General features: G+C 62.1%; 31 protein-coding genes and 1 pseudogene. 16 read left to right on the top strand and 16 right to left on the bottom strand.

Annotation, left to right across the window (positions count from 1 at the left end; translation table 11 throughout):
- Positions 1 to 393: 393 nt before the first annotated feature.
- The 5 genes and pseudogenes from RBA41_RS02320 to RBA41_RS02300 form a co-directional block, all read right to left on the bottom strand.
- A complete protein-coding gene (locus RBA41_RS02320) occupies positions 394 to 1,581 on the bottom strand; it encodes an IS91 family transposase (protein ID WP_306620607.1) in 1,188 nt (395 codons plus the stop codon).
- A gap of 9 nt (positions 1,582 to 1,590) precedes the next feature.
- A pseudogene (locus tag RBA41_RS02315) lies at positions 1,591 to 2,460 on the bottom strand (tyrosine-type recombinase/integrase).
- Positions 2,461 to 2,662: 202 nt separating this feature from the next.
- On the bottom strand, positions 2,663 to 3,100 hold the full coding sequence (locus tag RBA41_RS02310; protein WP_306620605.1) for a hypothetical protein: 438 nt from the start codon (positions 3,098 to 3,100) through the stop codon (positions 2,663 to 2,665).
- Between the two features lie 174 nt (positions 3,101 to 3,274).
- Positions 3,275 to 3,730 carry a macro domain-containing protein gene (locus tag RBA41_RS02305; protein WP_306620602.1) on the bottom strand — a complete coding sequence of 152 codons (456 nt, stop codon included), beginning with the start codon at positions 3,728 to 3,730 and terminating at the stop codon, positions 3,275 to 3,277.
- Positions 3,731 to 4,348: 618 nt separating this feature from the next.
- A complete protein-coding gene (locus RBA41_RS02300; protein WP_306620600.1) occupies positions 4,349 to 4,804 on the bottom strand; it encodes a GNAT family N-acetyltransferase in 456 nt (151 codons plus the stop codon).
- Between the two features lie 95 nt (positions 4,805 to 4,899).
- Here RBA41_RS02300 and RBA41_RS02295 point away from each other — a divergent pair, with 95 nt between their 5' ends.
- The 6 genes from RBA41_RS02295 (at position 4,900) to RBA41_RS02270 (ending at position 8,965) form a co-directional block, all read left to right on the top strand.
- Positions 4,900 to 5,577 carry a hypothetical protein gene (locus RBA41_RS02295; protein ID WP_306620598.1) on the top strand — a complete coding sequence of 226 codons (678 nt, stop codon included), beginning with the start codon at positions 4,900 to 4,902 and terminating at the stop codon, positions 5,575 to 5,577.
- A gap of 89 nt (positions 5,578 to 5,666) precedes the next feature.
- Positions 5,667 to 6,056, top strand: coding sequence for a MerR family transcriptional regulator (locus tag RBA41_RS02290; RefSeq protein WP_306620596.1), 390 nt, complete (start codon positions 5,667 to 5,669; stop codon positions 6,054 to 6,056).
- A 20-nt stretch (positions 6,057 to 6,076) separates the two neighbouring features.
- Positions 6,077 to 6,400 (top strand): hypothetical protein, encoded by a 324-nt coding sequence (locus RBA41_RS02285; protein WP_306620594.1) that lies wholly within the window; start codon positions 6,077 to 6,079, stop codon positions 6,398 to 6,400.
- A 38-nt stretch (positions 6,401 to 6,438) separates the two neighbouring features.
- On the top strand, positions 6,439 to 7,809 hold the full coding sequence (locus RBA41_RS02280; protein WP_306620592.1) for a serine hydrolase domain-containing protein: 1,371 nt from the start codon (positions 6,439 to 6,441) through the stop codon (positions 7,807 to 7,809).
- A gap of 90 nt (positions 7,810 to 7,899) precedes the next feature.
- Entirely contained in the window at positions 7,900 to 8,298 is a 399-nt protein-coding gene (locus RBA41_RS02275; RefSeq protein WP_306620590.1) for a DUF3592 domain-containing protein, read from the top strand.
- Between the two features lie 118 nt (positions 8,299 to 8,416).
- The gene (locus RBA41_RS02270; RefSeq protein ID WP_306620587.1) at positions 8,417 to 8,965 is read left to right on the top strand and encodes a TetR/AcrR family transcriptional regulator; all 549 of its coding nucleotides are present in this window, start codon (positions 8,417 to 8,419) and stop codon (positions 8,963 to 8,965) included.
- 4 nt (positions 8,966 to 8,969) lie between these two features.
- Here the strand turns inward: RBA41_RS02270 and RBA41_RS02265 are convergent, their stop codons facing one another.
- Positions 8,970 to 9,344 (bottom strand): DUF6463 family protein, encoded by a 375-nt coding sequence (locus tag RBA41_RS02265; protein WP_306620585.1) that lies wholly within the window; start codon positions 9,342 to 9,344, stop codon positions 8,970 to 8,972.
- 157 nt (positions 9,345 to 9,501) lie between these two features.
- On the opposite strand from RBA41_RS02265, the gene RBA41_RS02260 reads away from it, so the two are divergent.
- The 4 genes from RBA41_RS02260 to RBA41_RS02245 are packed head-to-tail and all read left to right on the top strand — an operon-like array spanning position 9,502 to position 12,089.
- Positions 9,502 to 10,146 carry a helix-turn-helix transcriptional regulator gene (locus RBA41_RS02260; RefSeq protein ID WP_306620583.1) on the top strand — a complete coding sequence of 215 codons (645 nt, stop codon included), beginning with the start codon at positions 9,502 to 9,504 and terminating at the stop codon, positions 10,144 to 10,146.
- Positions 10,143 to 11,114 (top strand): threo-3-hydroxy-L-aspartate ammonia-lyase, encoded by a 972-nt coding sequence (locus tag RBA41_RS02255; protein ID WP_306620581.1) that lies wholly within the window; start codon positions 10,143 to 10,145, stop codon positions 11,112 to 11,114. Before RBA41_RS02260 ends, RBA41_RS02255 begins: the two co-directional genes overlap by 4 nt.
- A 2-nt stretch (positions 11,115 to 11,116) precedes the next feature.
- Positions 11,117 to 11,650, top strand: coding sequence for a gamma carbonic anhydrase family protein (locus tag RBA41_RS02250; protein ID WP_306620579.1), 534 nt, complete (start codon positions 11,117 to 11,119; stop codon positions 11,648 to 11,650).
- A 49-nt stretch (positions 11,651 to 11,699) separates the two neighbouring features.
- A complete protein-coding gene (locus RBA41_RS02245; RefSeq protein ID WP_306620577.1) occupies positions 11,700 to 12,089 on the top strand; it encodes a hypothetical protein in 390 nt (129 codons plus the stop codon).
- Between the two features lie 91 nt (positions 12,090 to 12,180).
- On the opposite strand, the gene RBA41_RS02240 is transcribed toward RBA41_RS02245, so the two are convergent.
- The 6 genes from RBA41_RS02240 to RBA41_RS02215 all read right to left on the bottom strand — a co-directional run bounded on the left by RBA41_RS02240 (position 12,181) and on the right by RBA41_RS02215 (position 17,188).
- Positions 12,181 to 13,884, bottom strand: a complete 1,704-nt coding sequence (locus tag RBA41_RS02240) for an MFS transporter (RefSeq protein ID WP_306620575.1) — start codon at positions 13,882 to 13,884, stop codon at positions 12,181 to 12,183.
- 313 nt (positions 13,885 to 14,197) lie between these two features.
- Entirely contained in the window at positions 14,198 to 14,494 is a 297-nt protein-coding gene (locus RBA41_RS02235) for a helix-turn-helix transcriptional regulator (protein WP_306620572.1), read from the bottom strand.
- Positions 14,461 to 14,823, bottom strand: a complete 363-nt coding sequence (locus tag RBA41_RS02230) for a helix-turn-helix transcriptional regulator (RefSeq protein WP_306620570.1) — start codon at positions 14,821 to 14,823, stop codon at positions 14,461 to 14,463. Before RBA41_RS02230 ends, RBA41_RS02235 begins: the two co-directional genes overlap by 34 nt.
- A gap of 80 nt (positions 14,824 to 14,903) precedes the next feature.
- Positions 14,904 to 15,152 (bottom strand): VOC family protein, encoded by a 249-nt coding sequence (locus RBA41_RS02225; protein ID WP_306620568.1) that lies wholly within the window; start codon positions 15,150 to 15,152, stop codon positions 14,904 to 14,906.
- Between the two features lie 127 nt (positions 15,153 to 15,279).
- Complete coding sequence (locus RBA41_RS02220; RefSeq protein ID WP_306620566.1) at positions 15,280 to 16,467, bottom strand: MFS transporter; 1,188 nt, start codon at positions 16,465 to 16,467, stop codon at positions 15,280 to 15,282.
- Between the two features lie 46 nt (positions 16,468 to 16,513).
- Complete coding sequence (locus RBA41_RS02215; RefSeq protein ID WP_306620564.1) at positions 16,514 to 17,188, bottom strand: DNA alkylation repair protein; 675 nt, start codon at positions 17,186 to 17,188, stop codon at positions 16,514 to 16,516.
- A 135-nt stretch (positions 17,189 to 17,323) separates the two neighbouring features.
- Between RBA41_RS02215 and RBA41_RS02210 the strand changes: the two genes are divergently transcribed.
- The 6 genes from RBA41_RS02210 to RBA41_RS02185 all read left to right on the top strand — a co-directional run bounded on the left by RBA41_RS02210 (position 17,324) and on the right by RBA41_RS02185 (position 23,458).
- On the top strand, positions 17,324 to 18,502 hold the full coding sequence (locus RBA41_RS02210) for an acetyl-CoA C-acyltransferase (protein ID WP_306620562.1): 1,179 nt from the start codon (positions 17,324 to 17,326) through the stop codon (positions 18,500 to 18,502).
- Between the two features lie 64 nt (positions 18,503 to 18,566).
- Positions 18,567 to 20,426, top strand: a complete 1,860-nt coding sequence (locus RBA41_RS02205; protein WP_306620560.1) for an acyl-CoA dehydrogenase — start codon at positions 18,567 to 18,569, stop codon at positions 20,424 to 20,426.
- A 14-nt stretch (positions 20,427 to 20,440) separates the two neighbouring features.
- Complete coding sequence (locus RBA41_RS02200; protein WP_306620558.1) at positions 20,441 to 20,743, top strand: Dabb family protein; 303 nt, start codon at positions 20,441 to 20,443, stop codon at positions 20,741 to 20,743.
- 30 nt (positions 20,744 to 20,773) lie between these two features.
- Positions 20,774 to 21,556, top strand: a complete 783-nt coding sequence (locus RBA41_RS02195; protein WP_306620556.1) for an SDR family oxidoreductase — start codon at positions 20,774 to 20,776, stop codon at positions 21,554 to 21,556.
- A complete protein-coding gene (locus tag RBA41_RS02190) occupies positions 21,553 to 22,554 on the top strand; it encodes an NADP-dependent oxidoreductase (RefSeq protein ID WP_306620554.1) in 1,002 nt (333 codons plus the stop codon). Before RBA41_RS02195 ends, RBA41_RS02190 begins: the two co-directional genes overlap by 4 nt.
- Position 22,555: 1 nt before the next feature.
- Entirely contained in the window at positions 22,556 to 23,458 is a 903-nt protein-coding gene (locus tag RBA41_RS02185) for an SDR family oxidoreductase (protein WP_306620551.1), read from the top strand.
- A 120-nt stretch (positions 23,459 to 23,578) separates the two neighbouring features.
- Here RBA41_RS02185 and RBA41_RS02180 read toward each other — a convergent pair whose 3' ends face one another.
- The 4 genes from RBA41_RS02180 to RBA41_RS02165 all read right to left on the bottom strand — a co-directional run bounded on the left by RBA41_RS02180 (position 23,579) and on the right by RBA41_RS02165 (position 25,621).
- Positions 23,579 to 23,914 (bottom strand): RES family NAD+ phosphorylase, encoded by a 336-nt coding sequence (locus RBA41_RS02180; RefSeq protein WP_306620645.1) that lies wholly within the window; start codon positions 23,912 to 23,914, stop codon positions 23,579 to 23,581.
- Positions 23,915 to 23,929: 15 nt separating this feature from the next.
- Complete coding sequence (locus RBA41_RS02175; protein WP_306620549.1) at positions 23,930 to 24,442, bottom strand: Xre family toxin-antitoxin system antitoxin; 513 nt, start codon at positions 24,440 to 24,442, stop codon at positions 23,930 to 23,932.
- 160 nt (positions 24,443 to 24,602) lie between these two features.
- Complete coding sequence (locus RBA41_RS02170) at positions 24,603 to 25,340, bottom strand: NRDE family protein (RefSeq protein WP_306620547.1); 738 nt, start codon at positions 25,338 to 25,340, stop codon at positions 24,603 to 24,605.
- Positions 25,331 to 25,621, bottom strand: coding sequence for a DUF4936 family protein (locus RBA41_RS02165; protein ID WP_306620545.1), 291 nt, complete (start codon positions 25,619 to 25,621; stop codon positions 25,331 to 25,333). Before RBA41_RS02165 ends, RBA41_RS02170 begins: the two co-directional genes overlap by 10 nt.
- Positions 25,622 to 25,624: the final 3 nt, after the last annotated feature.

Genomic DNA, 25,624 nt, shown 5'->3' with positions numbered 1-25,624 from the left:
CGCTTGCGGGATGACCGTTGGCGCGGGTGACCGCTTCTGTTAAGGGTTGTAGGATGCCTGCCCTTTATCGAGAATGCAATAGGACCGCTGGCCCGGGCGGGCAGGCGTCGTACAAGCCTCAAGGGAGGAAACCGCGGGATGTGTCGTTGCGGCCCGATGTTCTACGGGCCTATGGGGATTTGACTGATCGGATGACTGCAGAATGCTCCGGTAGCCCAGCTAAACCTGTCACTGGGACCATGTTTTGGCCTGCGACGGGACCGGCGTCTCCTACTTTGGTTGATACTCCCTGCGCTCGGAGGCCAAATTTCTGTGAATGACACAGCCGTCCCCCTGCGTCGGGTCGTGACGCAGTCGATGGTGGATCGGTTGAACGCATTGGCATGAACTGCGTCATATCGCACCTTGCAACGCAGGTGGCGCTCTGATTGAGTAGTGACGTGGCAAAGTCGCGGTAATGACCATGCCGGCACCGCAGTGAGGACAGACGAAGGTCGCTTGGGCGGTCTCGGTTTGCGGGTCTTTGACTGGTTGGACCTGGGCGGGGATCTGCAGCAGTTGGCGAACGTGTGCGAGATTGCTTTTGCGCCTGGCATTGGCAAGAAGCCCATAGTGGCGAATGCGGTGAAAGCCGCTCGGCAGCACGTGCAGCAGGAAGCGGCGCATGAATTCGGCCGCTGCGAGTGTCATGGCCTTGACCGGCGTTCTCCCTTTGGCGCGATAGTCTTTCCAGCGAAACGTGACGCCTCGTTCATCGAGCGCAATTAGGCGCTGGTTCGAGATGGCCACACGGTGGGTATAGCGGGACAGATAGGCCAGCACTGCCTGCGGGCCCGCGAATGGTCGCTTGGCATACACTACCCATTCACATTTGCGCAGCGGCGCCAGCCAGTCGGCGAACGCGCGCACCTCCGCCAACCCAGCATACTCGCCGAAGAACTGTAGTTGCCCGGCTCCGTGGGCCTGCGCGAGCGCTTCGAGGAAGCGCCGCCGGAACAGGCGCGAGAGCACCCGTACCGGCAAGAAGAAGCCATGCTTGCACGCTACCCAGCGCGCGCCATCAGGCGACAGACCGCCGCCGGGAACAATGCCGTGCACATGGGGATGATGCGTGAGTGCCGATCCCCATGTGTGCAAGACCATCGTCATGCCGATCTGTGCGCCCAGGCGTTTGGGGTCGGCGGCGATGGTGCGCATTGTCTCAGCGGCGATATCGAACAGCAGGCCATACACCACGGTCTTGTTGTACCAGGCGATGGCCGCAATCGGGGCCGGCAAAGTGAACACCACATGGTAGTACTCGACCGGAAGCAAATCGGCCTGGCGTGCTTCGAGCCAGCGCTTGGCAGCCCTGGCCTGACACTTCGGGCAATGGCGGTTGCGGCACGAGTTATAGGCGATTTCCGATTGACCGCAACCGTCGCAGTGCAGCGCGTGTCCTCCCAGCGCCGCACTGCGGCACTGTTCGATGGCCGACATCACCTTGAGCTGGCCCAGGCTCAATCGTTCCGTCTGCCGCCAGGCAGGGCCGTGGCGGCGAAAGATGTCAGCAACTTCAAGGGCAGGCCGTGTCGTGGCCACGACCTTCGTCTATCGCACGGCCTCCAGCGGGCTGACCACTTCGCGCAGGAGTTCTGTCGCGACTTGTGCATAGAGGGCTGTGGTGTCGAGCTTCTTGTGACCCAGCAGCACCTGGATAACACGGATATCAACCTTCTGTTCCAGCAGGTGGGTGGCAAAGCTATGGCGCAGGGTATGCATCGACACATTTTTTTCGATCCGGGCCTCGCGCGCTGCTGCATGGATGGCGCGGTTGAGCTGTCGAGCGCTGAGTTGATTGATGGGATTGAGACCCGGGAACAGCCAGCCGCCATCTGGCATTTTCCCCTGGGCGCGTGCCACACGCCACCACAGGCGCAGGCGTTCGAGCAACACCGGCGCGAGCATGGCGTAGCGGTCCTTCTGGCCCTTGCCTTGTTCCACGCGCAGTGTCATGCGCTCGCTATCGATATCAGCGACCTTGAGGGCGACAACCTAGCTGGCACGCAGCCCCGTGGCGTAGGCCAGTGCGAGCGCCGTTTGATGCTTGAGGTTGCCGGCGGAAATGATCAGGCGACTGACTTCTTCACGGCTTAGTATCACGGGAAGAGTGCGTGGTACGCGCACCGGGCGCATCTTGGCCATCAATTCCGGATGATCGGCCGTTATGTCAAAGAAGAACTTCAGGCCGGTAATGGCCGCGTTCAGCGAGACCGGCGATGTGCCCTGGTCTACCAAATACAGCTGATAGCGCCGCAAATCTTCGGTGCTGGCAGTGTCCGGTGAGCGCTTGAGAAACTCCGCGAACCGGCGCACGGCTCGAACATAGTGTTGCTGCGTCTTGGGCGCGAGCTTGCGCATACGCATGTCTTCGATCATCCGCTGGCGCAGCGGGCTGGGGGGATTTACTGGCGCTTTCATGGCTTGGCTCCTGTCGGAAACGAGGCGGATTGCCTCTGTTTCACGATAGAAACCGGAGCCATGGTGTCAACTACAAGCTACCTTCAATCGAAGTCCTACCGCGCGAGCGGTTTAGTCCTCTGGCCGATCTCTGCCGATTGTACGCCACGGTAGCGGTGCGGTATCCTCGACGCCGGCTGCAGCTCGAAGCGGACTATTGTTGTCATCCGCAGGATCTCGCAAATCCTTGGCGCCATCGAACGTAGTCTTCCGGGGGTGTTTGAGCTTCGATCAGCAAGCGTTCGATACTAAGGAAGCCAAACAGCTTGGCGTATTCGATCAGGATATCTATCTCGACCTCATCTTCATATACATCGATGAACAGTTCGGCCAATAGACCTTGCAGCGATGAGTAGCTACACCATACCTCGTCAATATTTTCTAAACTGCATTGTTCGAAACGTCGATTATTCTGATTGAAGTAGCTAATAACAGTTCCGCATTCCCACAGCGCCACAATGCCACGTCCTGCAATCGGCGACGATCGCCAGTAGTAGGCCGGCTGGCAACGATAGCCGAAGGGATGGTCGAGGTCGTCTGCCTCCAATTGATTAAGCAGCCCCTCGGTGAGACTTAGTTCGCGCAGAACTGCTTTGTCCATAGAACTTCTATTTCTCATCGTGTAAGGATTGATTCGACGACCACATCGCCAAACTCTCAGTGTCTGCTCTTGGCCGGCTGCCGCCGATTGTACTCGACAGTGATTTCCCCAAGCGAGGGCGCCGCTGCCGCCCCAACCGCCCCCACAACCGCACAGCCCAGGCTGCGAGAACGTTTATGCCGAATACTCAACATAAGCGTGATTCTCGCCCGCCAGTTCTTCGTCGATGATGGCGCGGATGACTTCCCAATCCCCGCCTGCAAGACCGGCGCCGATCTTGGGATAGCCAATGCGCTTACCTGGGAACGTCGACTTAACCGTTTTCATGACACCTCGAATCGCTTCGTAGTCCGCCTTGACCCCAGTGCCACGCCAATGGTACTGCGTGTAGCCATTGACGACGTGGAACGCGCGTCCGTGCCGTTCGACCTCTGCAATGGAGACCGTTCCGAGCTTGGCGGCGTCGCCTTTTGCGGTTTGACAATCGGCGTCGTACGCTTCCGGAAACTGGCGCTTGACCGACAGCGCGATGCCTTTGCCCATTTGGCATTGGCAGTTACATCCATGAATGATCACGTCAAATTGGCCATCGATGGCAAGTTGGAGCAAATCGCCGGAGAGTTTCTTCATTACCATTACCTGTGTTTTCCAAAAGTCCTACGTCTGTTCATCTAGCCGGACCTTGCGACCGCGTCTTGTCCCATCCTGAATGACCGCTCCTGGCCGCACGCGGTCCTAGATCGTGCGATATTTTGTTAGCCCCAACTCGCCGAGAAGATGGTCAGGAATGAAAGCGACTTCGCACGAGCTGCACCAAAAACCATTCACAAATCGTTCGGATATCTGAGCCGTGGAAGTTGCCTCAGTTTGCGCCAATCCCGACGGCAAGGTGTGGAGTTTGCGGATCACCCGGTCTGGTAACAGACACCGTGGACATACAACACGCAGCTCTGCTGCCGCAAGTTCGTACTGATGATCCGATAACTCCCCTGTCTGACCTATGGAATCCGTCCACACCGCCTTCGCTTCGGCGAGCGAGAGGCCAAAAACTTCTCGAACGGCACGAATGGCAGCAACAGGATTCCCGGTTTCCTTGAGAATACGTCTAAAAAGAGGGCGTGGACTGGAAAACATATCGTAAACTTTGGAGCTGAAATTAAGAATAGCAAAGCCCTTGGCTGCCGGTCACAATGGCTCATTGTACTATGGTGTTGCTCCTAGGACAGGCCATCGGTTTTGTTAGGCGTTCTAAGACTTCGGTATCGGATAAATATAGAAAAAATCGTCGTCACGCTCCCAGCCCTGCGTCTCATAAAGTGCTTGCGCCTTGGTGTTCGTGTTCGCGGTTGAGAGCGCAAGACGGATTGCCCCGACCGCCTTGGCGAAATCGACGGAAGCGGAAAGGAGTTTGGCTCCAACGCCCTTGCGACGTCCCGACTCGGTGACAAACAGATCGTTCAGGATATAGATCCGCCCGAGCGAAACGCTCGAAAAGCTCGGATATAACTGCGCCAGACCGATGGGATCGGATCCTTCATGCGCAATAAACATGACTGACTCGCCGTGATTGAACCGGTCCAGCAGAAATTCCTTTGCCGCCTCGACATCGCTTTCGCGTCCGTAGAACTGGCGGTAGCCATCAAATAAAACTGACAACGCGTCGATATCGGCGAGTACGGCCTGACGAATATGAATAGTGCTCATGCGGTGATTATCCAGGAGTAGGTTGGAAGCAGGCTGGCCTGCTTAAATTGCAAATGTATCATCGAATAGACGCGGCCGTGCCGTGGGACTTGACCTTGACACAGGTGTCAGGCTTTAGCCTGTACTACGAGTCGGGCAAGTTCCGCCTGAACGAACACAGGGTCAATCTGATGAAAATAATCAAACTCCACGCCAGCCGCATCGTTGCACGATGGCCGGCATCGCTGTTGCTGCTCTCCTTGCTGACCGCTTTGCCGGCATCCGCACACGCCGGGGATGAAACACGGGCCGAACAGCCAGCCTGCGGCACGCAGCCGGCCGACCCCGCCGCAGCCAACCCGGACACATTGGTCAGGGCCCTCTACGACATCGTCTCCGGACCGGCCAATAGCACGCATGACTGGGCCCGCCTGGAGCGCCTTCATGCACCTGGCGCCGTCATTACTCCGACCCAGCATCGCAGTACCGGTACGTTCGCCGCGGCGCCGCAAGCGCTCTCAAAATTCATTGAGCTCAACAAGCGGCTGTTCGCCCATCGTGGCTTTCATGAACGCGAGATTTTCCAGCGCGTTGAACGATTCGGCCACATTGCCCATGTCTGGAGCGGCTACGAAACGCGCGAACATCCGGACGGCCCTGTGCAGGGGCGCGGGATCAACAGTTTCCAGCTCTTGAACGATGGGCAGCGCTGGTGCGTGCTGTCGGCAACCTGGGACAGCGAGACCGCCGACCATCCGATAACCAGCGCCGATGCCGTCGAAGGGTTTAAATAGCCGGTCCGGATTGAGCTACACTTCGGCACCTCGGACCGGTCTGTTCATTGCAGGCGCGACCGGTCTTGCATACTCGTGGAGCTATCGTGATGTTAATTGGTGAGCTGGCAAAAAGAACCCTGTGCAGCGTGCGTGTGATTCGCCACTACGAACAGTGTGGCCTGTTGTTATCCAAACGTAGCGGGAATGGCTATCGCCAGTTTGAGGAAGCGGCGGTGGAACATGTCCTGCGCATTCGGGTGCTGCTTCGCAACGGCTTCACTGTCGATGAAATTCGCCCCGTCACGTCGATGCTCGATGCACGTCCGAAAAAGCTCATCTGTGCTGATGTGATCCGGCTTTACCAAAGCAAGGTGGACGAGATCGAACAGCGTATTGCCGAGCTTACCGAGGTGCGCGACCGGGCAAAGCAGCGTCTGCATGTCATTGTCGAGCAGCGCAATCAGGGTGGGCCCTTCGGACCGGATGGGCCGCTTTAAGTCCTTGAAGAAGGTTGATTATGATGAATGAGGCGATGAAGCAGGAGATTGTCGGCTTAGCCCGAAAGGCGCATGACCTGACCGAGTCTGCTTACCGGGAGCACACGTCAACGCGCGGCGACCCGGCTTGGGCGGAAAAACAGCGGATACTGCTTGCGGACATGGCTCTCCACCTGCTGCAAACGGCGCTGAGAGACGGCGAGCTTTCAGCCGATGAGCTGAAGCGCAATCTCTATGCCATCCTGACTGTCTCCGACCAATTCATCCCCGATCATGGTTTGAAAGCGAGTGCCGACCGGTTGTTGATGCGTCCGCCCGGCAATCTCTCCGGCAAGCACTGCTAGAATGTCCGTACGTTAATAATTCCAAAAGGACACAATCCATGCGCACTACGCTGGTGTTTCTGGTCGCCGCCCTGTTCAGCACCGGCTCGGTCCATGCCGATCCGCTCGACGACGCCATCGTCGTCGAGATGAAGCGCAGCCACGTGCCCGGCATCGGCATTGCAGTGGTGCGGAACGGCAAAATCATCAAGGAAATGGGGTACGGCGACGCCGATGTCGAAAACGGCGTGCGGGTAACGCCGCGTACCGTCTTCCAGTCCGGTTCGGTGGGCAAGACATTCACGGCCGCACTGGTGATGCTGCTCGCGGAAGACGGCAAACTGTCGCTGGACGACCCGATCTCGCGCCATCTGCCCAATACGCCCAAGGCATGGGAAGCGATCACGATCCGCCACTTGCTGACGCACACCTCCGGCCTGGGCGACCCGTACGCCAAGCTGGACATGCGCAAGGATTACACGGATGAGGAACTGGTCGCCCTGGAAGCGACCATCCCGACCCTGTTCGCGCCCGGCGAGAAGTGGTCCTACAGCAATATGGGCTACCACTTGCTGGGATTTATCTGCAACAAGGCGGGCGGCAAGTTTTATGGCGACCAGTTGCGCGAGCGGATTTTCGCACCGCTGGGCATGAGCACGCGCATTATCAGCGAGAGCGACATCGTTCCGCACCGCGCCCGTGGCTACGCGCGGGTCGATGGCGTATTGAAGAACCAGGAATGGGTTGCGCCGCGCCTCAATACCACGGCCGACGGCAGCCTGTACCTGACCGCGCGCGACCTGGCGCTGTGGGACCTGGCGCTGTATGGCGACAAGATCCTCAATGCGCGCATCCGCGAGGCCAGCTGGACGCCCGTGAAGCTCAACGATGGCAAAACCGCGCCGTACGGCTATGGCTGGCAGCTCGGTTCGCGCAACGAACACCGCGTCATCAGCCATGGCGGCTCGTGGCAGGGATTCAAGGCGCAGATGAGCCGGTATGTCGATGACAAGCTCACCGTTGTCGTGCTGGCCAATTCGGCGGCGGCGCGGCCGGGCAAATTCGCCGACATTGTGGCCGCGCACTATGTGCCTGCGCTCGCGCCCAAACTGGCCAAGGCAATTCCAGAGACCGAGCCGGCCGTGAGCGCCCGTGTCGGCGAGGTGGTTCAACAATTAAGCCTGGGCCGCATGCCCGCGGGACTCAATCCCAAGGCCGCGGCACTGATGACGCCGGAACGACTGAAAATGTTCGGCTCCGAAGGCCGTGAATGGGGGGCCGTGGGCTCGGTTGAACTGCTGTCGCGCGAAACCGACGGCGAAGCGCGACGCTACCGCTACCGCGTCAGGTTCGTGAACCTGGCGACGTTGGTGCACATCGGCTTCGACAAGGCGGACCAGATCGACATCCTCTCCCTGCGCCTGGAGTGAGCGGTCAGGCGGCCCTCGATTTAATTACTTGACCATCAGAAAGCCAAGGGCCGCGCAAGCGCGCCGGTCCTCAACAATATAGGGAGTGCAGTGAAAATCGAAAGGACTTTGTGCAAGGTGCTCGGCTATCTGGCGGCCATCGCCATTATTGCATTCGGCTTCGCGCTGAGTGGGAAATGGACCTATCTGCATTCGGTCGGCCGCATTGCCGTTATCGAACCGATTCAAGGGCACACGGTACATCGATTGCGCAGTACGACGACGTACAAAGCTGTCTTCCACTTTACTACGGAGACCGGCGCCAAGGTTGTCAGGACTCGCTCTTTTCCAGAAGAGCTGCTGCCTGATCTTGAGGCCGGCAAGCCGGTGCGGGTCATTTACGACCCGGACAAACCCCGCGACTTCATGCTTGAGGGCGAACCGCCCTCGTGGATCGCCGTGATATTGGGCGGTTTTATCATGCTCTTGCTTCTATGGCGACTGAGCTGACATTGCAGCGTTCAATTGCGTTGTCCAGGAACTCATCTTTGCGTTTCTCCATACCGCAAAGTACGGTTTGCTTCACACCAGGCATTGGACTTGTCAAGGCCATTCGGTATGATGGCGCATGGACGATAAAAAGAACCGACAAAGCTGGCTTAGCGCCGGCTTGCAGGCACTGGCTGACGATGGCCCCGAAGGTTTGCGCATCATGACGATTGCGCAAAAGATGGGAGTCACGAAAGGCAGTTTTTACTGGCATTTCAAAAATCTGGAAGACTATCAATCCGCTGTGATGGAAGAATGGGAGCAGGTTCACACGCAGCGCGTGATGGATATTGTCGACCAGGAAGATATCGACGTCGGCAGCAAGCTGGCGAAGTTGTTCACCGGCGGTCCGCCGCACCTGTTTACCCTGGGCCGGGCGATCCGCGCATGGTCCATGACCAATGACCAGGTCAGGGAAGTGCAGCAGCGTGTCGATCGCAAGCGGGTCGATTACGTGGCCAGGCTGCTGACCGATATCGGCTGGCCGCCCGAGCAGGCGCCGGTAATTGCGCGCTGGAATTACTGCGCCTTCATCGGGCATGCCGCCATCGGCGCGCCGGAGATGAGCGAGGCCGAGATTCGCACGGTGGTGCAGTTGCTGACGCCGCCGGGCAAAGCGCAAGGCTGACGCGCTAGACCAGCCATCCCCGGCCGACGGCAACGAGCACGATGGACACGGCGAGCAGGCCCCACAGAGGCGATTGGGGAAAGGCGACAATTCCCGCCACGCCCATCGCGCAGCCGTACAGGCCGATCAGCCCGAGGGTCGGGAGGTCGTTGGCCGCCGCTGCGCGCAGTGCCAGGTGGCCGCACAGGGTAATCGGAGGGCCGAAGGCGATGAACCAGAAGGCCAGCCGGCGCTCGTCATCGGTGCCGAAGCGGTTGACCAGGCCTTCGTGCAAGGCTGCGGTCAGCGCGGGATGGAACCGTGCCAGGCCGAACAGAATGTGCAGCAGGCCGAGTGCCAGCAGGGCGGCGGCCGCGGCGTGTTTCCAGGTAATGCCCATCGGTGAATCCTTTCGCGTCAAGCGCGCGGCGGGCTGCCGCACGTCACCATACTCCATGGTATGGCCACAATGATGGCATTCCGCGCGCAAGCCGTCAATACCTTGAGGTATGGAGGATTGAATTGACATATTGTCGATCAGTGACATAATGTCAGTCATGACCATCACCGAAAATGAATTGCTCCTGCGCGAGGGAAAAAAGATCGTCGAAGCCTTGGGCCGCACGCTCGCGCCCATGGTGGAGGTGGTGCTGCACGACCTCACGCGCCCGGCATCGTCCATCGTGGCGATATCGAACAACCTGTCCGGCCGCGAGGTGGGCGATCCCACCACCGTCATCGGCCTGGCGCGGATCACGGACCCGAATTTCCCCGACATCCTGCAAAACTACCCGAACCAGTTTCCTGACGGGCGCCCGGCCAAAAGCACCTCGATCGGCCTGCGCAACAGCGAAGGCGAGTACGTCGCCGCGCTGTGCCTGAATGTGGACGTGTCGATGCTCACCAGTGTCGCCGCCAGCCTGTCGCAGCTGGCGCAAACCGAGCCGGTGCAAACGCCGATCCGCGAATCGCTGGCCTCGCCGCGCCTGGACGAGTTGCGCACCACCCTGGAACGCTTTGCCGCGCAACTGAACAAGACCCCGCACGCCCTGAGTCCGGCCCAGCGCCGCGAAGCCGTGCAGCAGCTCGCCAACGCCGGCCTGATGGACCTGAAAAACGCCCAGGCGGTCGTGGCGTCCATGCTCGGCGTCGCGCGGCCTACCGTTTACTCCTATCTTCCACAGAAAGATCCATCGCCATGATCCAGCTTCCCATTTCCTTTGACGACGTCGCCCGCGCGCACGAGCGCATTGCCGGGGCGGTCCATCGCACGCCGGTGCTCACATCCACGACCGCCAACGCCCTGAGCGGCGCGCAGATTTTCTTCAAGTGCGAAAACCTGCAGCGCACCGGCGCCTTCAAGATGCGGGGCGCCTACAACGCGCTGGCCCAGTTCACAGCCGAACAGCGCGCTTGCGGCGTCGTGACCTTTTCGTCCGGCAACCACGCGCAGGGCATTGCGCTGGCGGCGAAGCTGCTCGGCATCAAGGCGGTGATCGTCATGCCGCTCGATGCGCCCGCCATCAAGGTGGCGGCCACGCGCGGCTACGGCGCCGAGGTCGTGACGTACGACCGCTACACCGAAGACCGCGAGGCGATCGGCAACGCGCTGGCGCTGGAGCGCGGCCTGACCCTGATTCCGCCTTACGACCACGTGCACGTGATGGCGGGGCAGGGCACCGCCGCCAAGGAATTGATCGAGGATGCCGGCCCGCTCGACGTGCTGCTGGTGCCGCTGGGCGGGGGCGGCCTGCTGTCGGGCTGCGCGACCGCGGCCAAGGCAATGAACCCGGACTGCCGCGTGTTCGGCGTGGAGCCGGAAGCGGGCAACGACGGCCAGCGCAGTTTTCGCAGCGGCGAGATCGTCCACATCGCCACGCCCGATACCATCGCCGACGGCGCCCAGACCCAGCATCTGGGCAAGCACACGTTTGCGGTGATCCGCGAGCGCGTCGATGATATTTTGACGGTGTCCGATGCCGAGCTGGTCGAAGCGATGAAGTTTTTCGCCGGGCACATGAAGATCACCGTGGAGCCGTCCGGTTGCCTGGGCGCGGCCCTTGCGCTCAATCCCCGCAACGACTTCAAGAACAAGCGGGTCGGCGTGATTGTCTCGGGCGGCAATATCGACCTGCAGCGCATGGCGATGCTGATCCAGAAGGGGGCCTGAGCATGCCATTGTCTTCTTATCTCGATACCCATCCGAGCCTGGGCGAGCACATTTATGTCCACGCCTCGGCGCAGGTGATCGGCGACGTGAACCTGGGCGACGATTCCTCGGTCTGGTGCAATGCGGTGGTGCGCGGCGACGTCAATCACATCGTGGTCGGGCGCTGCTCGAATATCCAGGATTTCGTGATGTGCCACGTCTCGCACAAGAATGCCAACAAGCCGCTCGGTTCGCCGTTGATCATCGGCGACTACGTCACCATCGGGCATAACACCATACTGCACGGCTGCACGATCGGCGACGAATGCCTGATCGGCATGGGCGCCATCGTGATGGACGATGCCGTCATTTCGGCCAGGGTGATGGTCGGCGCCGGCAGCCTGGTCCCGCCGGGAAAAGTGCTGGAAAGCGGCTATTTGTATGTCGGCCGCCCGGTACGGAAAGTGCGCGCCCTGACGGACGCCGAGCTGGCCTTCCTTAAATACTCGGCGGAGCATTATGTCCGCGTGAAAAACAACTATCTGGCCAGCGTGTGAAAGCGGCAATCTGTCCCATGCCGCGCGTTCCGGCTGCGGCGCGCCGCCGATGATCGCGCTCGACGCGCTGCTGGCGCAATTCAATACGGCGTTCGGATTGAAGGCGTCATCGTTCACGGCGTTCATCGAGCATCTGGGACCGCCAGGCCGGTGGCAGCGTCTGGATAGGCCGGAGAACATGGGCGACCTGGAGATAGTCGGCCTGGTCGACCAATCCTTTTTTTTGCCTGAACAGCTGTACGTCGTTACCGAGGAATCGTACTGCAGGAAAGTCGGCGCCTTTGCGGTGCACCGCGACGATCTGCGCGACTTCGTCGGGGCCTACCGTGAGCGGCACGGGGTGATGATGTTCAATGGCGACACCTTGATTGTCGGTATCGGCTCGAAAGCCGTCTGGATATTCCATCATGAGGGCGTATGGACCCTGTTCGACGGGTAGCGCGGCGCCTTGGCTTACTGACACGGTGCCCGCAAGCCGGCGAAAAAAATGCCGCTCTTGAGAGCGGCATTTTTACGACAGCGGCAGCAGCTTAGTCGGAAGCGTAGATGTCGTTATCCTTGGTTTCCTTGACGAACAAGCCGCCAATGACCACCGTGACCAGCGCCACGATGATCGGATACCACAGGCCGTAGTAAATATCGCCCTTGTACGCAACCAGTGCGAACGCGGTGGTTGGCAGCAAGCCGCCGAACCAGCCGTTACCGATGTGGTAAGGCAGCGACATCGAGGTGTAGCGGATGCGGGTCGGGAACATTTCAACCAGCATGGCCGCGATCGGGCCGTACACGGCCGTCACATACAGCACCAGGATGAACAGCAGCAGCACGACCATCGGCTTGTTGATCTGCTCGGTATCGGCCTTGGCTGGATAGCCGGCCGCCTTGATCGCTGCGCCGATTTCCGTTTTCAGCGCTTTTTCCTTGGCTTTGCTGTCGGCATCGAAGTTCAGGCCGTCCGGGGTCATCACTGCGTTGAACGACGTGTATTCCTTGTCGCCGATACGCACCTTGGCAACCGTTCCCGGTGGCGCATCGTCCTTCGTGTAGCTGACCGACGACTGGGTCAGCATGCCGGTGGCGATGTCGCACGACGATGGGAACTTCTTGGTGCCGGTCAGGTTGAACTGGAAGTGGCACGATTCCGGATCGGCAACGACCACCACTGGCGAACTTAACAGCGCAGCTTCCAGCGCCGGGTTGGCGTAGTGGGTGATGCCCTTGAAGATAGGGAAATAGGTGCAGGCGGCAATGGCACAGCCGAGCAGGATGATCCATTTGCGGCCGATCTTGTCCGACAGCGTACCGAACACGATGAAGAACGGCGTGGCCAGCAGCAGCGAAATGGCGATCAGGATGTTGGCGACGGCGCCGTCGACCTTGAGCGTCTGGGTCAGGAAGAACAGGGCGTAGAACTGGCCCGTGTACCACACGACGGCCTGGCCCATGGTCAGGCCGACCAGTGCGAGGAAGACGATCTTGGCATTCTTAGGCTTGAGGAAGGCTTCCGACAGCGGGGCCTTGGAAGTCTTGCCTTCGGCTTTCATCTTGGCAAACGCTGGCGATTCGTTCATCGACAGGCGAATCCAGACCGAAATGCCCAGCAGCAGCACCGACACCAGGAACGGAATGCGCCAGCCCCACGCGGTGAACTCGTCTTCGCCCATGGCGGTACGGGTACCCAGGATCACCAGCAGCGACAGGAACAGGCCCATCGTGGCGGTGGTCTGGATCCAGGAGGTGAAAAAGCCGCGCTTGCCGTGCGGCGCATGTTCGGCGACATAGGTCGCCGCACCGCCGTACTCGCCGCCCAGTGCCAGGCCCTGCAGGATGCGCAGGGTGACCAGGATGATTGGTGCGGCAATGCCGATGCTGGCGTAACTCGGCAACAGACCCACCAGGAAGGTCGAGGCGCCCATCAGCAGGATGGTGACCAGGAAGGTGTACTTGCGGCCGATCATGTCGCCCAGGCGGCCGAACACCAGCGCGCCGAACGGACGCACGATGAAACCGGCGGCGAAGGCCAGCAGTGCAAAAATGAAGGTGGTGGTCGGGTCGCCGACAAAAAACTGCTTGGCGATAATTGGAGCGAGCGCGCCGTACAGGTAGAAATCATACCATTCGAATACCGTGCCCAGGGAGGAGGCAAAGATGACCTTGCGCTCTTCCTTGGTGAGGCCCGCGTCGACGGGTATCCCCTTGCGCCCGTCGGTTGTGATGCCGGGTGTGATTGCCATGTGAGTCTCCGTGTTTAATATAGTTATTGCGTCATCGGAATAGCCGTATGTATCCAGCTGGATTTGAGTGTGGACTCCGAAACTTACGCAATGCTTGCTTGGAACTTACATGAAACTTACTTTTTGGATATCGAAAAGACAGGTGTTTTGTGTAAATACAATCATGTATTTATAGAGTGGAAACACCGGAGATGTGGACGCGGAAAAATAAAAAGAAGAAATGAGGAGAAGAAACGGGACGGTACGTAAAATAATGTCTGATCGGCAGTATCAACGCGCGGCGGCCGAAGCATTCTGCGCCGGGGCGGCTCGCTTATCGCTGGTCTGCCTCGGGCAGAATGCTGCGCCCGGCGACAAATTCCGAGCGCCGCCATTCCATGAGCAGCGTTTGCCTGTTTTTGGGATAGCGCTCTTCAAGGAGTTCGGACGCGTCGATGCGGTCGGTCCGGAAGTTGCGGAACGCACTACGAAGTTCGCACCAGCACATCAACACGCGGGTCAGGTCGAAATAGACCAGTGCGTACGGCCACACGATCCGCTCGGACATGGGGCCCGAGGGAGTCCGATAGGTGATCCTCAGTTTGCGCTCGTTGCGTATCGCACGCCGCAACAGGTCGATGTCGACGGCGTGCGTGTCGACTTGCCTGCCTGCGCCAGCCCCTTGTCGCCTTGCTCCGCCACGAGCCGCATGCCGAGCACCAGGGCATCAAGCTCTTCCGGAGCGAACATCATGGGCGGCAGCATGAAACTGTGCTTCATGACATAGCCCACGCCAGGCTCGCCTTCGATGGCGGCGCCCTGGGCCTGGAGGCTGGCGATATCGCGGTACAAGGTCCGGATGCTCACACCCGTGTCGCGCGCCAGCACATGCCCGCTGACGGGGGGACGGTAGCTGCGCAGCACTTGTAACAGTGTCAGGAGGCGTTCGGATCTGGACATGCTCGTCATCATACCGGCGCCGTTGCACTGTCACCATGGTTGGTCGCGCCACTGGCAGGATGCCGCCCGGCAAGCATGGCTTACCCTGGAGCGTATTCCACCGCCAGGTCCAGGACCCAGGTGACGCCGAAGCGGTCCTTGAGCATGCCGTACAGCGGCGTGTAGCTGAACGGCCCGAGCGGCTGCACGATGGCCGCGCCCTCCGAGAGGGCATCCCAGTAGCGGGTAAGCGCTTCGGCGTTATCGCCGCGCACCGAGACGAACACCGGAATTTCCCCTGCATTCCATGCGGAGACGACCTGCCCCGCATCGTCTGCTCGGCTTCGCACTTGCAGTAGAGTTGCGATCCGAAGCCCATCATGCGATGACGACTCGAGCCGTCAGTCGCGTAACCGGGCCGGGCGACTGCGCCATCCGGATACGACGCGCCCCTTGCTGCTTGGGCTGGACTGCCTGTCAGGTCCGTTTCGCGGCGTGTTGTTGACGGTGCAAACGGAGAGCATCCGGCACCAGCAGAATACTCAACGTCACAAGGATTGCCACCCCAAACGCCACCGGCAGCAATCCGTCCGTCAGAAAAGGGGCAACCGCCATTGTCGCCAGCGCCGTCATGCCGAACGCGGCCGTCATCACGACGCCAGCCGCCTTGCCCGGATTGCTCACCGCCAGCGACAGCGCGCGCGACATCAGGGACGGCCCGCGCAGGCCGAGCCCAGCGCAAAATACGGCCCACGCGGCAATCAACAAGGCCAGCGAACGCAGGCCGGCCGACGCCTGCGCCATCATCATGGCCGCTGCCAGCATTTGCAGGCCGGCGCCGGCCAGCATGGCCCGCTCGACACCGTAACGCGCGGCCAGCTTCGCGCCGCATGCGGCCGCCACCATGAAGGCGCCGACCCCGCACAGCTGCAGCACGGCGAATCCGCCGACGCCCGTGCCGATCCATGCCGTCACCAGATGCGGCGCGCTGGCCACGTACATGAGCAGCGCGCCGAACATGGCCGCGTAGCTGAGCGCGTGCCGCACGAAGCCCCATGTCATCCATGCCTGCTGCGCGCCCGCAACAGGCGCGGCATTGCCCGCAGCCGGCGCCGTGTTTCCCACAATGCGCGACACCAGCGGCAGCAGGCCCACGGCCACGGCAGCAATCAGGTAGAACGACACGCGCCAGTCCAGGTGCAGCACGATCGCCGCGCCCAGCACCGGCCCGATCGCCGGCACGGTCGACTCGACGGTTGCCACCAGCGCCATCGCGCCCACGCTGTCGGCCTCGGAAAAGCGCCGCCGGATCAGCGCCGGCACCGCCACCGTCGCCGCGCCGGCGCCCAGTCCCTGAATCAGGCGGCCGACGAGCAAGCTGGCCATGTCCGGCGCCAGGCCGCACAGCACGCTGCCGGCGGCCAGCAGGACGGTGCCCGCCATGATCGCGCGCAGGTCGCCATGGCGGTCGGCCAGCCAGCCCCACGCGAATTGCGACAAGGCCAGCGACAGCATGAAAATGGCCATCGTGCCTTGCCCGGCGGTCATCGATGCGCGCAGCTGGGCCTGCATGCTGGGCAGCGCCGGCAGGTACAGGTCGGAGGCGAGCATGCCGACCGCGGTCAGTGCGGCAAGCGGAATGGCAAGGCGGCGCTGTCGTAACATGGCTTACCGGGAAAGTTTTCAGAAAGCCAATCTTATCATCAGCTCACTATTGCTTATCCAGATGTTTGGCCGCTTCGCGCCGGGTCAGGGCGGACAAGGCATCGCCCTGCGCCAGCAGGAAATCACGCACAGCCTCCGGGTCGTGGCGCGCATAGTCGCGCAGGCCCCAGCCGATGGCTTTGCGGATGAAAAAATCCTCTTCATGCGCCAGTCTTTCGGCGTAAGCGAACAGCCGGCCCGGATCGGTGTCAGCGCGCCAGCCCAGCTGATGCAGCATGGCGACGCGGCGCGTCCACAGATCCGCATGGCGTACGGCCTCGTCCATGAGCGGCTGGCGCAGCAAGCGGTCTGCCCGCACGACCGTGCCGATCACGACCGCCAGCGCATCGACCGTATCCCACCACGACGCCTGGCGCGCCAGGGCCAGCAGCGCCTCGATATGCCCGCCGTCGAGCTGCTTCACATGCGCGGCGAGCAGGTCGACGGCGGCGTACTGCAACTCGCGCTGCGGCTCCTGCCACAGCGCCGCGGCCGCGCCCAGCAGCACGCCGGCCTGCGCGCCCTTGAGGCTGAGCACGAGCGGCTTGAGCGCGGCGCGCCTGGCCGGCGTGGGAATGCCGTAAAACGCAAACTGCTCGCGCATGTAGGCGCTCATGGCCGCCGCCCTGGCGGGATCGGCCAACGGCGCGAGTAACTTTTTCACTTCTTCGGCTATGCTCATGGTCAGGTTCTTCAAGGCCTCGGGACAGGGGGCGACGGGTGCAAATAATTTTGCGAACGACCGTACTAAAATGTGCTATTCTCGTAGCGATCAACACAGCGCTATGCGCATATTAATCCAACTCAGGAGACACAAATGATAGATGCCGTCATCGTATCGACCGCCCGCACCGGCCTGGCCAAATCGTGGAAAGGTGCGTTCAACATGACGCACGGCGCCACTCTCGGCGGCCACGTGCTGCAGGCTGCCATCGCCCGCGCCGGTATCGAGCCGGGCGAGGTCGAGGATGTCATCATCGGCTGTGCCAATCCGGAAGGCGCCACGGGCGCCAATATCGCGCGCCAGATCGCCTTGCGCGGCGGTTGCCCGGTGTCCACGGCCGGCATGACGGTCAACCGTTTCTGCTCGTCGGGCCTGCAAACCATCGCGCTCGCGGCGCAGCGTATCATTGCCGGCGAGGGCGACATCTACGCCGCCGGCGGCGTCGAGTCGATTTCCTGCGTGCAGCAGGAAATGAACCAGCACATGCTGGCCGATCCATGGCTCATGGAACACAAGCCGGAAATCTACTGGCCCATGCTGCAAACGGCCGAAACCGTCGCCAAGCGCTACAACATCGGGCGCGACCGCCAGGATGAATATGGCGTGCAGAGCCAGCAGCGCGCCGCCAATGCGCAGGCCGCCGGCCTGTTCAACGCCGAAATCGTGCCGATGACCACCACCATGGGCGTGGCCGACAAGGCCTCGGGCATGCTGCTCACGCGCGAAGTGACCATCAGCGCCGATGAAGGCATCCGCGCCGACACCACGCTCGAAGCCGTGTCGAAGATCCGCAGCGCGGTGCCGGGCGGCGTGATTTCCGCAGGTAACGCCAGCCAGTTCTCGGACGGCGCCTCGATTTCCATCCTGATGAGCAGCAACGTGGCACAAGCGCGCGGCTTGCAGCCGCTCGGCATCTTCCGCGGCTTTGCCGTGGCCGGTTGCGAGCCGGATGAAATGGGCATCGGACCTGTGTTCGCGATTCCTAAACTGCTGCACAAGGCCGGCCTGTCGGTTGCCGACATCGGCCTGTGGGAACTGAACGAAGCGTTCGCGGTCCAGGTGCTGTATTGCGCCGACCGCCTCGGCATCCCGATGGACCGCCTCAACGTGAACGGCGGCGCCATTGCCGTCGGCCATCCATACGGCGTCTCCGGCGCCCGCCTGGTCGGTCACGCGCTGATCGAAGGCAAGCGCCGCGGCGTCAAGTACGTGGTGGTCACGATGTGCATCGGTGGCGGCCAGGGCGCAGCCGGCCTGTTCGAAGTCGTCTGATCCACGCCGGGGCGCGCCGCTCCGGCGCCGCCCCGCTTCTTCGCTGTCTTCCCCGGGGCCCAAGATGCAATCCAAAATTCTGTCGCGCCGCGACCTCGACTTCCTGCTGTACGAATGGCTGGACGTGGAGGCGCTGACCGCGCGTCCGCGCTTTGCCGACCACAGCCGCGAAACATTCAACGCGGCGCTCGATACCGCCGAACAGATCGCCACCGACCTGTTCGCGCCCCATAACAAGAAGAACGATCAGCACGAGCCGCATTTCGACGGGCAAACCGTGACGATCATTCCCGAAGTAAAGACCGCGCTCGACGCCTTTTCCGCCGCCGGCCTGATGGCGGCCGGGCAAGACTACGAGTTCGACGGCATGCAATTGCCATGCGTGATGGAAAAAGCCGTCACCGCGTACTTCACCGCAGCCAATGTGGCCACCTCGGCCTACATTTTCCTGACCATCGGCAACGCCAACACCTTGCTCAAGACCGCCACGCCGCAGCAGATCGAGCGTTTCGTGCGGCCTTTGTACGCCGGCAAATTCTTCGGCACCATGTGCCTGTCCGAGCCGCAGGCCGGTTCCAGCCTGTCCGACATCGCCACCCGCGCCGAGCCGGACCCGGTCGAGGGCCCCGACGGCGAGCGCCAATACCGCCTGGCCGGCAACAAAATGTGGATTTCCGCCGGCGAACACGACCTCGCCGGCAATATCGTGCACCTGGTGCTGGCCAAGATCCCCGGCCCGGACGGGCGCCTGATTCCCGGTGTCAAAGGCATCTCGCTGTTCATCGTTCCCAAGTTCCTGGTGGGCGACGATGGCGAGCCGGGCCAGCGCAACGACGTCGTGCTGGCCGGCCTGAACCACAAAATGGGCAACCGCGGCACCACCAACTGCCTGCTCAACTTCGGCGAAGGACGCTTCAAGCCGCTCGGCAAGGCCGGCGCCGTTGGCTATCTGGTCGGCCAGCCGCACCAGGGCCTGGCGAACATGTTCCACATGATGAACGAAGCGCGCATCGGGGTCGGTCTGGGCGCGGCCGTGCTGGGCGTGACCGGCTACCTGCACGCGCTCGACTACGCGCGCGGCCGTCCACAGGGGCGCCACCCGGCCGAGAAAGACCCGGTCAAGCCGCAGGTGGCCATCATCGAGCATACCGATGTGCGGCGCATGCTGCTGGCGCAAAAAGCCTATGCCGAAGGCGCAATGGCACTGGTGCTGTATTCGGCGCGCCTGGTCGACGAGCAGCGCACCGCACCCGACCCCGAGGCGCGCGCCCACGCCGGGCGCCTGCTCGATTTTCTTACGCCGATCACCAAGTCGTGGCCGTCGCAGTGGTGCGTGGAGGCGAACAGCCTGGCGATCCAGGTGCACGGCGGCTACGGCTACACGCGCGAGTACAACGTCGAACAGTTCTACCGCGACAACCGCCTCAACGCCATCCACGAAGGCACGCACGGCATCCACGGCCTCGATCTGCTGGGGCGCAAGGCGTCGATCCAGGAAGGCGCGCTGTTCAAGGCCATCGGCGGCGAAATTGCCGCGACGATTGCCAGGGTGCGCGCGGCCGATGTGTCGGTCGACCTGCACGCCAATGCCGACCTGCTCGAAGAAGAATGGCAGCGCATCGCCACCGTCACCAAGACCTTGTACGCCGTCGGCGACATGAACAAGACCCTGGCCAACGCCAGCCTGTACCTGGAAGCGGTGGGCCACACGGTGATCGCCTGGATCTGGCTGGAACAGGCGCTGGTGGCCACGCATGCGCTGGCCGGCGCGTCGCCGTCGCTTGACGACAGCAATTTTTACAACGGCAAGCTGCAAGCCTGCCGCTATTTCTTCCACTGGGAGCTGCCCAAGGTCCAGCAACAGCTCGACCTGTTGGCCAGCATCGACACCACCACGCTCGACATGCAGGATGCGTGGTTCTGAGGACCGACTAATCAATGATCAAACACATCGTCATGTGGAAGCTGAAAGACTTCGCCGAAGGCGCCGACCGCGCCACCAACGCGCGCAAGATGAAGGAGCAGCTCGACGCTTGCGCCAACATCGTGCCGGGCATGTTCGCCTTTGAAGTGGCGCTGGCCCAGCCGGGCCTGGAAGCAACCTACGACGTGGTGCTGTATTCGGAGTTCGCCGACCAGGAAGCCTTGAAGGCTTACGGCGAGCATCCGACCCACCACGCACTCAAACCATTCTTTGGCGCCATTCGTGAAGCGCGCCAATGCATGGATTACACCATCTGATAACGACAGCTGACTGACAAGGACTCCCCGATGCGCACTACGCAAGAATTGTTTTCCCTCGCCGGCAAGACGGCACTGGTCACCGGCGGCTCGCGCGGGCTTGGCCTGCAAATGGCCGAAGCGCTGGGCGAGCAGGGCGCCAGGATCGTCATTTCCTCGCGCAAGCAGGCTGACCTGGACGAAGCTTGTGCTCACCTGAAAGAGCGCGGCATCGACGCGACCGCCATCGCCGCCGACCTGGCGCAGGACGCGCATATCCAGCCGATGGTGGACGAAGCGATGAAGCGCCTCGGCCACATCGATATCCTGATCAACAACGCCGGCGCCAGCTGGGGCGCGCCGGCCGAGGAATATCCGGTCGAGGCGTGGGACAAGGTGATGAACCTGAACATCCGCAGCATCTTTTTGGTGACGCAGGCGGTCGGCAAGGCGTCCATGATTCCGCGCAAATACGGCCGCATCGTCAACATCGCGTCCATCGCCGGCCTGGCGGGCAATGCGCCGGGGACCATGAAAACCATCGCCTACAACACCTCGAAAGGCGCGTTGGTGAACTTCACCCGTACCCTGGCGGGCGAATGGGGGGCGTATGGCATCACCGTCAACGCCATCGCGCCGGGATTTTTCCCGTCCAAGATGACCAAGGGCGTGCTGGAAACCTTCGGCGTCGAAGCATTGGCCAAGGATGCGCCGCTGGGCCGCATCGGCGACGATGAGGATTTGAAAGGGGCAACGTTACTGTTCGCGTCCGACGCGGGCAAGCACATCACCGGCCAGACCCTGGCGGTGGACGGCGGAGTGTCCGCGGTATGACGGCCGGCACCTATCAGCGCATCGTCCTGGCGTCGCGTCCGCGCGGCGAAGTCCAGCCCGACAACTTCCGCCTCGAGAGCGCGCAACTGCCGCAGCTTGGCGACGGCCAGGTACTGATCCGCAATCATTACCTCTCGCTCGACCCGTACATGCGCGGGCGCATGAGCGAAGCGAAAAGCTATGCGGCGACCCAGGCCATCGGCGAGACCATGATCGGCGGCACGGCTGGCGAAGTGCTGGCCTCGAAGCATCCCAAATTTGCCGTGGGCGACATGGTGGTCGGCATGCTCGGCTGGGCGGAGATGGGCGTGGCCGACGGCGCCACCCTGCGCAAGGTCGATACCACGCACATTCCCCTGTCGGCCTTCCTGGGCGTGGCGGGCATGCCGGGCATGACGGCCTGGTACGGGCTCAATCACATCATGAAGCCGAAGGCGGGCGATACCATTCTGGTCTCGGCGGCCAGCGGCGCGGTCGGCAGCGTGGTTGGCCAGCTGGCCAAGCAGCAGGGCTGCCGCGCGGTCGGCATCGCGGGCGGGCCGGACAAGTGCGCCTATGTCGTCAATGAACTCGGTTTCGACGCCTGTATCGACTACAAGGCCGGCAACCTGGTGGATGACCTGGCGGCGGCCACGCCGGACGGCATCGATGCCATTTTCGAGAATGTGGGCGGGGCCGGTTTCGACGCCGCCTTGCCGCGTATGAACGCTTTCGGCCGGGTTGCGCTGTGCGGCATGATCGCCGGCTACAACGGCGAAGACGTGTCGATCCGCAATATGCGCCACATGCTGACCAGCCGCCTGACGATTCGCGGTTTCATCGTCAGCGAGCACCTCGACCTGTGGCCGCAAGGGCTGGGCGAACTCGGCGCACTGGTGGCCAGCGGCAAGCTCAAGTACCGCGAAACGGTGGCGCCGGACCTGGCATCGGCACCTGAAGCATTCATCGGCCTGCTCAAGGGCCGCAACTTCGGCAAACAACTGGTAAAGCTCATCTGACATGAAAAACTTCCAAGATAAAGTCGCCGTGATCACCGGCGGCGCGAGCGGTCTCGGCCGCGAATTCGCGAAACGTGCCGCCGGCCTGGGCATGAAGCTGGTGTTGGCCGACGTGCAGCAGGATGCGCTCGATGCGACGCGAGCCGAGCTCGAAGGCGAGGGTGCCCAGGTGCTGGCCATGCTGTGCGACGTGCGCAAGGGCGAGCAAGTCCAGGCGCTGGCGGACGCCACCATGGCGCGTTACGGCGCGGTGCATCTGGTGTTCAACAATGCGGGTGTGGGGTCGGGCGGCTTGATCTGGGAGAATTCCGAGGCCGACTGGGAGTGGGTGCTCGGCGTGAATCTGTGGGGCGTGATTCATGGCGTGCGCATCTTCACCAGGCTGATGCTGGAGTGCGCGAAAGACGATCCGGCGTATGAAGGGCATATCGTCAACACGGCCTCGATGGCGGGGCTGCTGAACGCGCCGACCATGGGCGTGTACAACGTGTCCAAGCATGCGGTGGTGTCCTTGTCGGAAACCTTGTATCACGACCTGCAGCTGGTGGAGGCACCAATCGGGGCGTCGGTGCTGTGTCCGTATTTTGTTCCGACCGGCATCAGCCAGTCGCACCGCAACCGGCCCGAGGATGTGAAGATGACGGGCGGGCCGACGGCGAGCCAGAAGGCGGCGCAGGCGATGACGGTCAAGGCGGTCGAGTCGGGCAAGGTCTCGGCGGGCGACGTCGCGCAGATGACGTTCGATGCGATCCGGGACGGGCAGTTCTACATCTATTCGCATCCGGGTGCGCTGGGCAATGTGGGCGAGCGGATGGAGGAGATCGTCAAGGGGATGAATCCTGGCGATCCGTACAAGGCGGCGCCGCATATCCGCGACATGCTGCGCGCGAAGATGAAGGGGTAGGGGGGGGGCAATGCGGTCGGGTGGGGCTTGATTGCGTCAACTTCTGTCCGGCCTCGACAACCATTGCTTCCGTCATTGGCGGGACCGGTGGTTTCTCGTCAGCGGAGAACGCGCGCGGCTTTATTTGAACATGCGGTCATCGAACGTGAATGGCCGGATGACGTTCAGTTCGACGTCCGGGTAGCCCGGATGGTGGGGATTGAGGATGACGTTGGCTTCTTCGTTAACAATAGCGGAGGGCACTTTCATCGCCAGCTCGGCGCGGCGCGACAACCAGGCGCCTCCGAAAGCCTGCGCCGTATCCGATGTTGGCATGGCATCCCACCCGGCTGGCAGCGCTGCCATGCCGGGATCGTACAGCGAGCAATGGTCTGGAATGTCCACCGCAACCAGAACCAGCGGCGGCAGAGGCGCCGGGCCAAGGTGTACGAATTTTTCCAGGGCGCAGATGGCGATGGACGTGCCACAATCTCACGCTGCGCCGCCCGTGGCGATCGCATTCAACACCTGACGCACCGACATGGCGCCGGGCTCCGTATCGAGATAATCCATCGGGGCCGCATCACCGAACACGCGGTTGGGACTGCGCAGCCACGTCTTGGCCGCTTCATCGTCCTCGAACACATCCTGTGCCATCGCGACCAGGTGCGCCAGGCGCCAGAGCCGCTCCGAGGCCGCCGCATCCATGTTGGCGCCACGTTTTGCCAACGCGTGCGCCGTTGTCTCGGGAAGGCGGACGATCGATCGAATGCGGCCGGCGGAGACGTCAAAATAGATAGCGGTGTCTTTCAACAGCGTTGCCGGGAAACCTAGCCGGATTGCGTCGATGGCGCGCCGCTGGTTCGAGGTCAGATCGCGCAGGAGACTGGCGAAACCGTTTTGATCGTCCCGGCCTGCCGCGCCGCTTTCCAGTGCTACAGCGTTGGAAGGCTGACGCGCGGTCTGGGGGGCAGCCGGACGCTTGCCCGTATCCTTGATACTCATGGTACGCCTCCGTTCAGAAGTTCAGCTTAAACCGATTGGCGGTTCAGCGCAACCTGACACCTTTGCGCCAGCTCTGCATGGCGCGTCGATGGAAGCGCCTTCTGATTGACAGGACGAAGCCCGGAAAATCGGCTTTAGTGCGTGCAGACAGGCAAGGCAGCTATGCCAGCATGCGTTCGTGCAACTCCGCAGGCGCGTCGTCATACAGCTTGACCACGGTCGAGGTGCGCGTGCCGTAGCCCGGAATCTCAATGCACACCGCCGACAGCCCGCGTTCGAGGTCGAGCGCGATGCCCGTATCCGGCAAACGCATGTCGGCCGCCCGCGTGGTATCGGCCAGCATCTCGAAATACGCGTCTTCCGGCGCGCCCTGGCACAGCAAACTGGCGAACTGCGCCTTGGTACGCACCACCTTCGGCCACGGGGCATCGAGCAAGCTGTTGGAAATGCCGTAAATCCCCGGTTCCAGCGCCTGCCCATTGCGCGCATCGCTCCCGCCGCGATTCGAGAACCAGTACATGCCCGTACGGTCGCCCAGCACCAGATTGAAGCCGTTGTACGCGGCGCTGCCGTCGGCAATCTGCGCGATGTACTCGGCGGCCGTCATCGTGCCTGCCAGATAATCGACCACCAGCGCCCCGCGCGATGGCGCATCGGTGCGGCGTTCTTCCGGTGCGCGGATATTGGTCAGGGCCGCGAAGCGCGGGCCGTTGGCGCCGTCCTGGGTGATACCCATCCAGCTGCCGCCGAATTTGAGGTCGCGCCCGGCATAGATGTTCGGCTGCTCGGGCCAGACGCCGGCCGGGGCGGTCGGGCGGTCATAGAATTCGTCGCGGTTGGCGGCGGCAATCATGGGCACGCCGGGAACGACCTGCCATGCAAAAACGATCAGGCACATGTGCTTATATCCGTAAAAACTTCCGTGTGGCGCGGGCCATCGGTGAACTGGTCGAGTCCGGCATGCCGGAGCGCCGCCGCCAGTGCGTTGTCGAACCCGTCCGGGGTGGCAAGGTAGATTTCCATCCAGGTCTGGCGCCCATCGGGCGCGCCGGGACGGCGCTTGACCGTGCCCGCCACGCCGGCTTGGGCGGCCAGCGCGGCCTGCATGGCGCGCACGCGCGGGCCAAGCTGCTGCGCGTGCTCGTCGCGCACCTTGTAGTAAATATAAAGGTCAACCATGGC

Source organism: Massilia scottii (assembly GCF_030846495.1).
Taxonomy (GTDB): Bacteria; Pseudomonadota; Gammaproteobacteria; order Burkholderiales; family Burkholderiaceae_D; genus Telluria_A; species Telluria_A violaceinigra.
Note: the sequence above shows the minus strand (reverse complement) of the source record. Positions and strands in the feature narration are given on the sequence as shown.

Bases quoted from the DNA above. Each gene is read 5' to 3' on its own strand.
- RBA41_RS02215 (WP_306620564.1), bottom strand. From the start codon at position 17,188: ATGAGCATAGCCGAAGAAGTGAAAAAGTTACTCGCGCCGTTGGCCGAT.
- RBA41_RS02195 (WP_306620556.1), top strand. From the start codon at position 20,774: ATGCGCACTACGCAAGAATTGTTTTCCCTCGCCGGCAAGACGGCACTG.
- RBA41_RS02200 (WP_306620558.1), top strand. From the start codon at position 20,441: ATGATCAAACACATCGTCATGTGGAAGCTGAAAGACTTCGCCGAAGGC.
- RBA41_RS02255 (WP_306620581.1), top strand. From the start codon at position 10,143: ATGATCCAGCTTCCCATTTCCTTTGACGACGTCGCCCGCGCGCACGAG.
- RBA41_RS02260 (WP_306620583.1), top strand. From the start codon at position 9,502: ATGACCATCACCGAAAATGAATTGCTCCTGCGCGAGGGAAAAAAGATC.
- RBA41_RS02230 (WP_306620570.1), bottom strand. From the start codon at position 14,823: ATGTCCAGATCCGAACGCCTCCTGACACTGTTACAAGTGCTGCGCAGC.
- RBA41_RS02250 (WP_306620579.1), top strand. From the start codon at position 11,117: ATGCCATTGTCTTCTTATCTCGATACCCATCCGAGCCTGGGCGAGCAC.
- RBA41_RS02165 (WP_306620545.1), bottom strand. From the start codon at position 25,621: ATGGTTGACCTTTATATTTACTACAAGGTGCGCGACGAGCACGCGCAG.
- RBA41_RS02300 (WP_306620600.1), bottom strand. From the start codon at position 4,804: ATGAGCACTATTCATATTCGTCAGGCCGTACTCGCCGATATCGACGCG.
- RBA41_RS02220 (WP_306620566.1), bottom strand. From the start codon at position 16,467: ATGTTACGACAGCGCCGCCTTGCCATTCCGCTTGCCGCACTGACCGCG.
- RBA41_RS02245 (WP_306620577.1), top strand. From the start codon at position 11,700: ATGATCGCGCTCGACGCGCTGCTGGCGCAATTCAATACGGCGTTCGGA.
- RBA41_RS02190 (WP_306620554.1), top strand. From the start codon at position 21,553: ATGACGGCCGGCACCTATCAGCGCATCGTCCTGGCGTCGCGTCCGCGC.
- RBA41_RS02205 (WP_306620560.1), top strand. From the start codon at position 18,567: ATGCAATCCAAAATTCTGTCGCGCCGCGACCTCGACTTCCTGCTGTAC.
- RBA41_RS02185 (WP_306620551.1), top strand. From the start codon at position 22,556: ATGAAAAACTTCCAAGATAAAGTCGCCGTGATCACCGGCGGCGCGAGC.
- RBA41_RS02310 (WP_306620605.1), bottom strand. From the start codon at position 3,100: ATGGACAAAGCAGTTCTGCGCGAACTAAGTCTCACCGAGGGGCTGCTT.
- RBA41_RS02280 (WP_306620592.1), top strand. From the start codon at position 6,439: ATGCGCACTACGCTGGTGTTTCTGGTCGCCGCCCTGTTCAGCACCGGC.
- RBA41_RS02170 (WP_306620547.1), bottom strand. From the start codon at position 25,340: ATGTGCCTGATCGTTTTTGCATGGCAGGTCGTTCCCGGCGTGCCCATG.
- RBA41_RS02290 (WP_306620596.1), top strand. From the start codon at position 5,667: ATGTTAATTGGTGAGCTGGCAAAAAGAACCCTGTGCAGCGTGCGTGTG.
- RBA41_RS02265 (WP_306620585.1), bottom strand. From the start codon at position 9,344: ATGGGCATTACCTGGAAACACGCCGCGGCCGCCGCCCTGCTGGCACTC.
- RBA41_RS02285 (WP_306620594.1), top strand. From the start codon at position 6,077: ATGATGAATGAGGCGATGAAGCAGGAGATTGTCGGCTTAGCCCGAAAG.
- RBA41_RS02210 (WP_306620562.1), top strand. From the start codon at position 17,324: ATGATAGATGCCGTCATCGTATCGACCGCCCGCACCGGCCTGGCCAAA.
- RBA41_RS02305 (WP_306620602.1), bottom strand. From the start codon at position 3,730: ATGAAGAAACTCTCCGGCGATTTGCTCCAACTTGCCATCGATGGCCAA.
- RBA41_RS02240 (WP_306620575.1), bottom strand. From the start codon at position 13,884: ATGGCAATCACACCCGGCATCACAACCGACGGGCGCAAGGGGATACCC.
- RBA41_RS02270 (WP_306620587.1), top strand. From the start codon at position 8,417: ATGGACGATAAAAAGAACCGACAAAGCTGGCTTAGCGCCGGCTTGCAG.
- RBA41_RS02175 (WP_306620549.1), bottom strand. From the start codon at position 24,442: ATGAGTATCAAGGATACGGGCAAGCGTCCGGCTGCCCCCCAGACCGCG.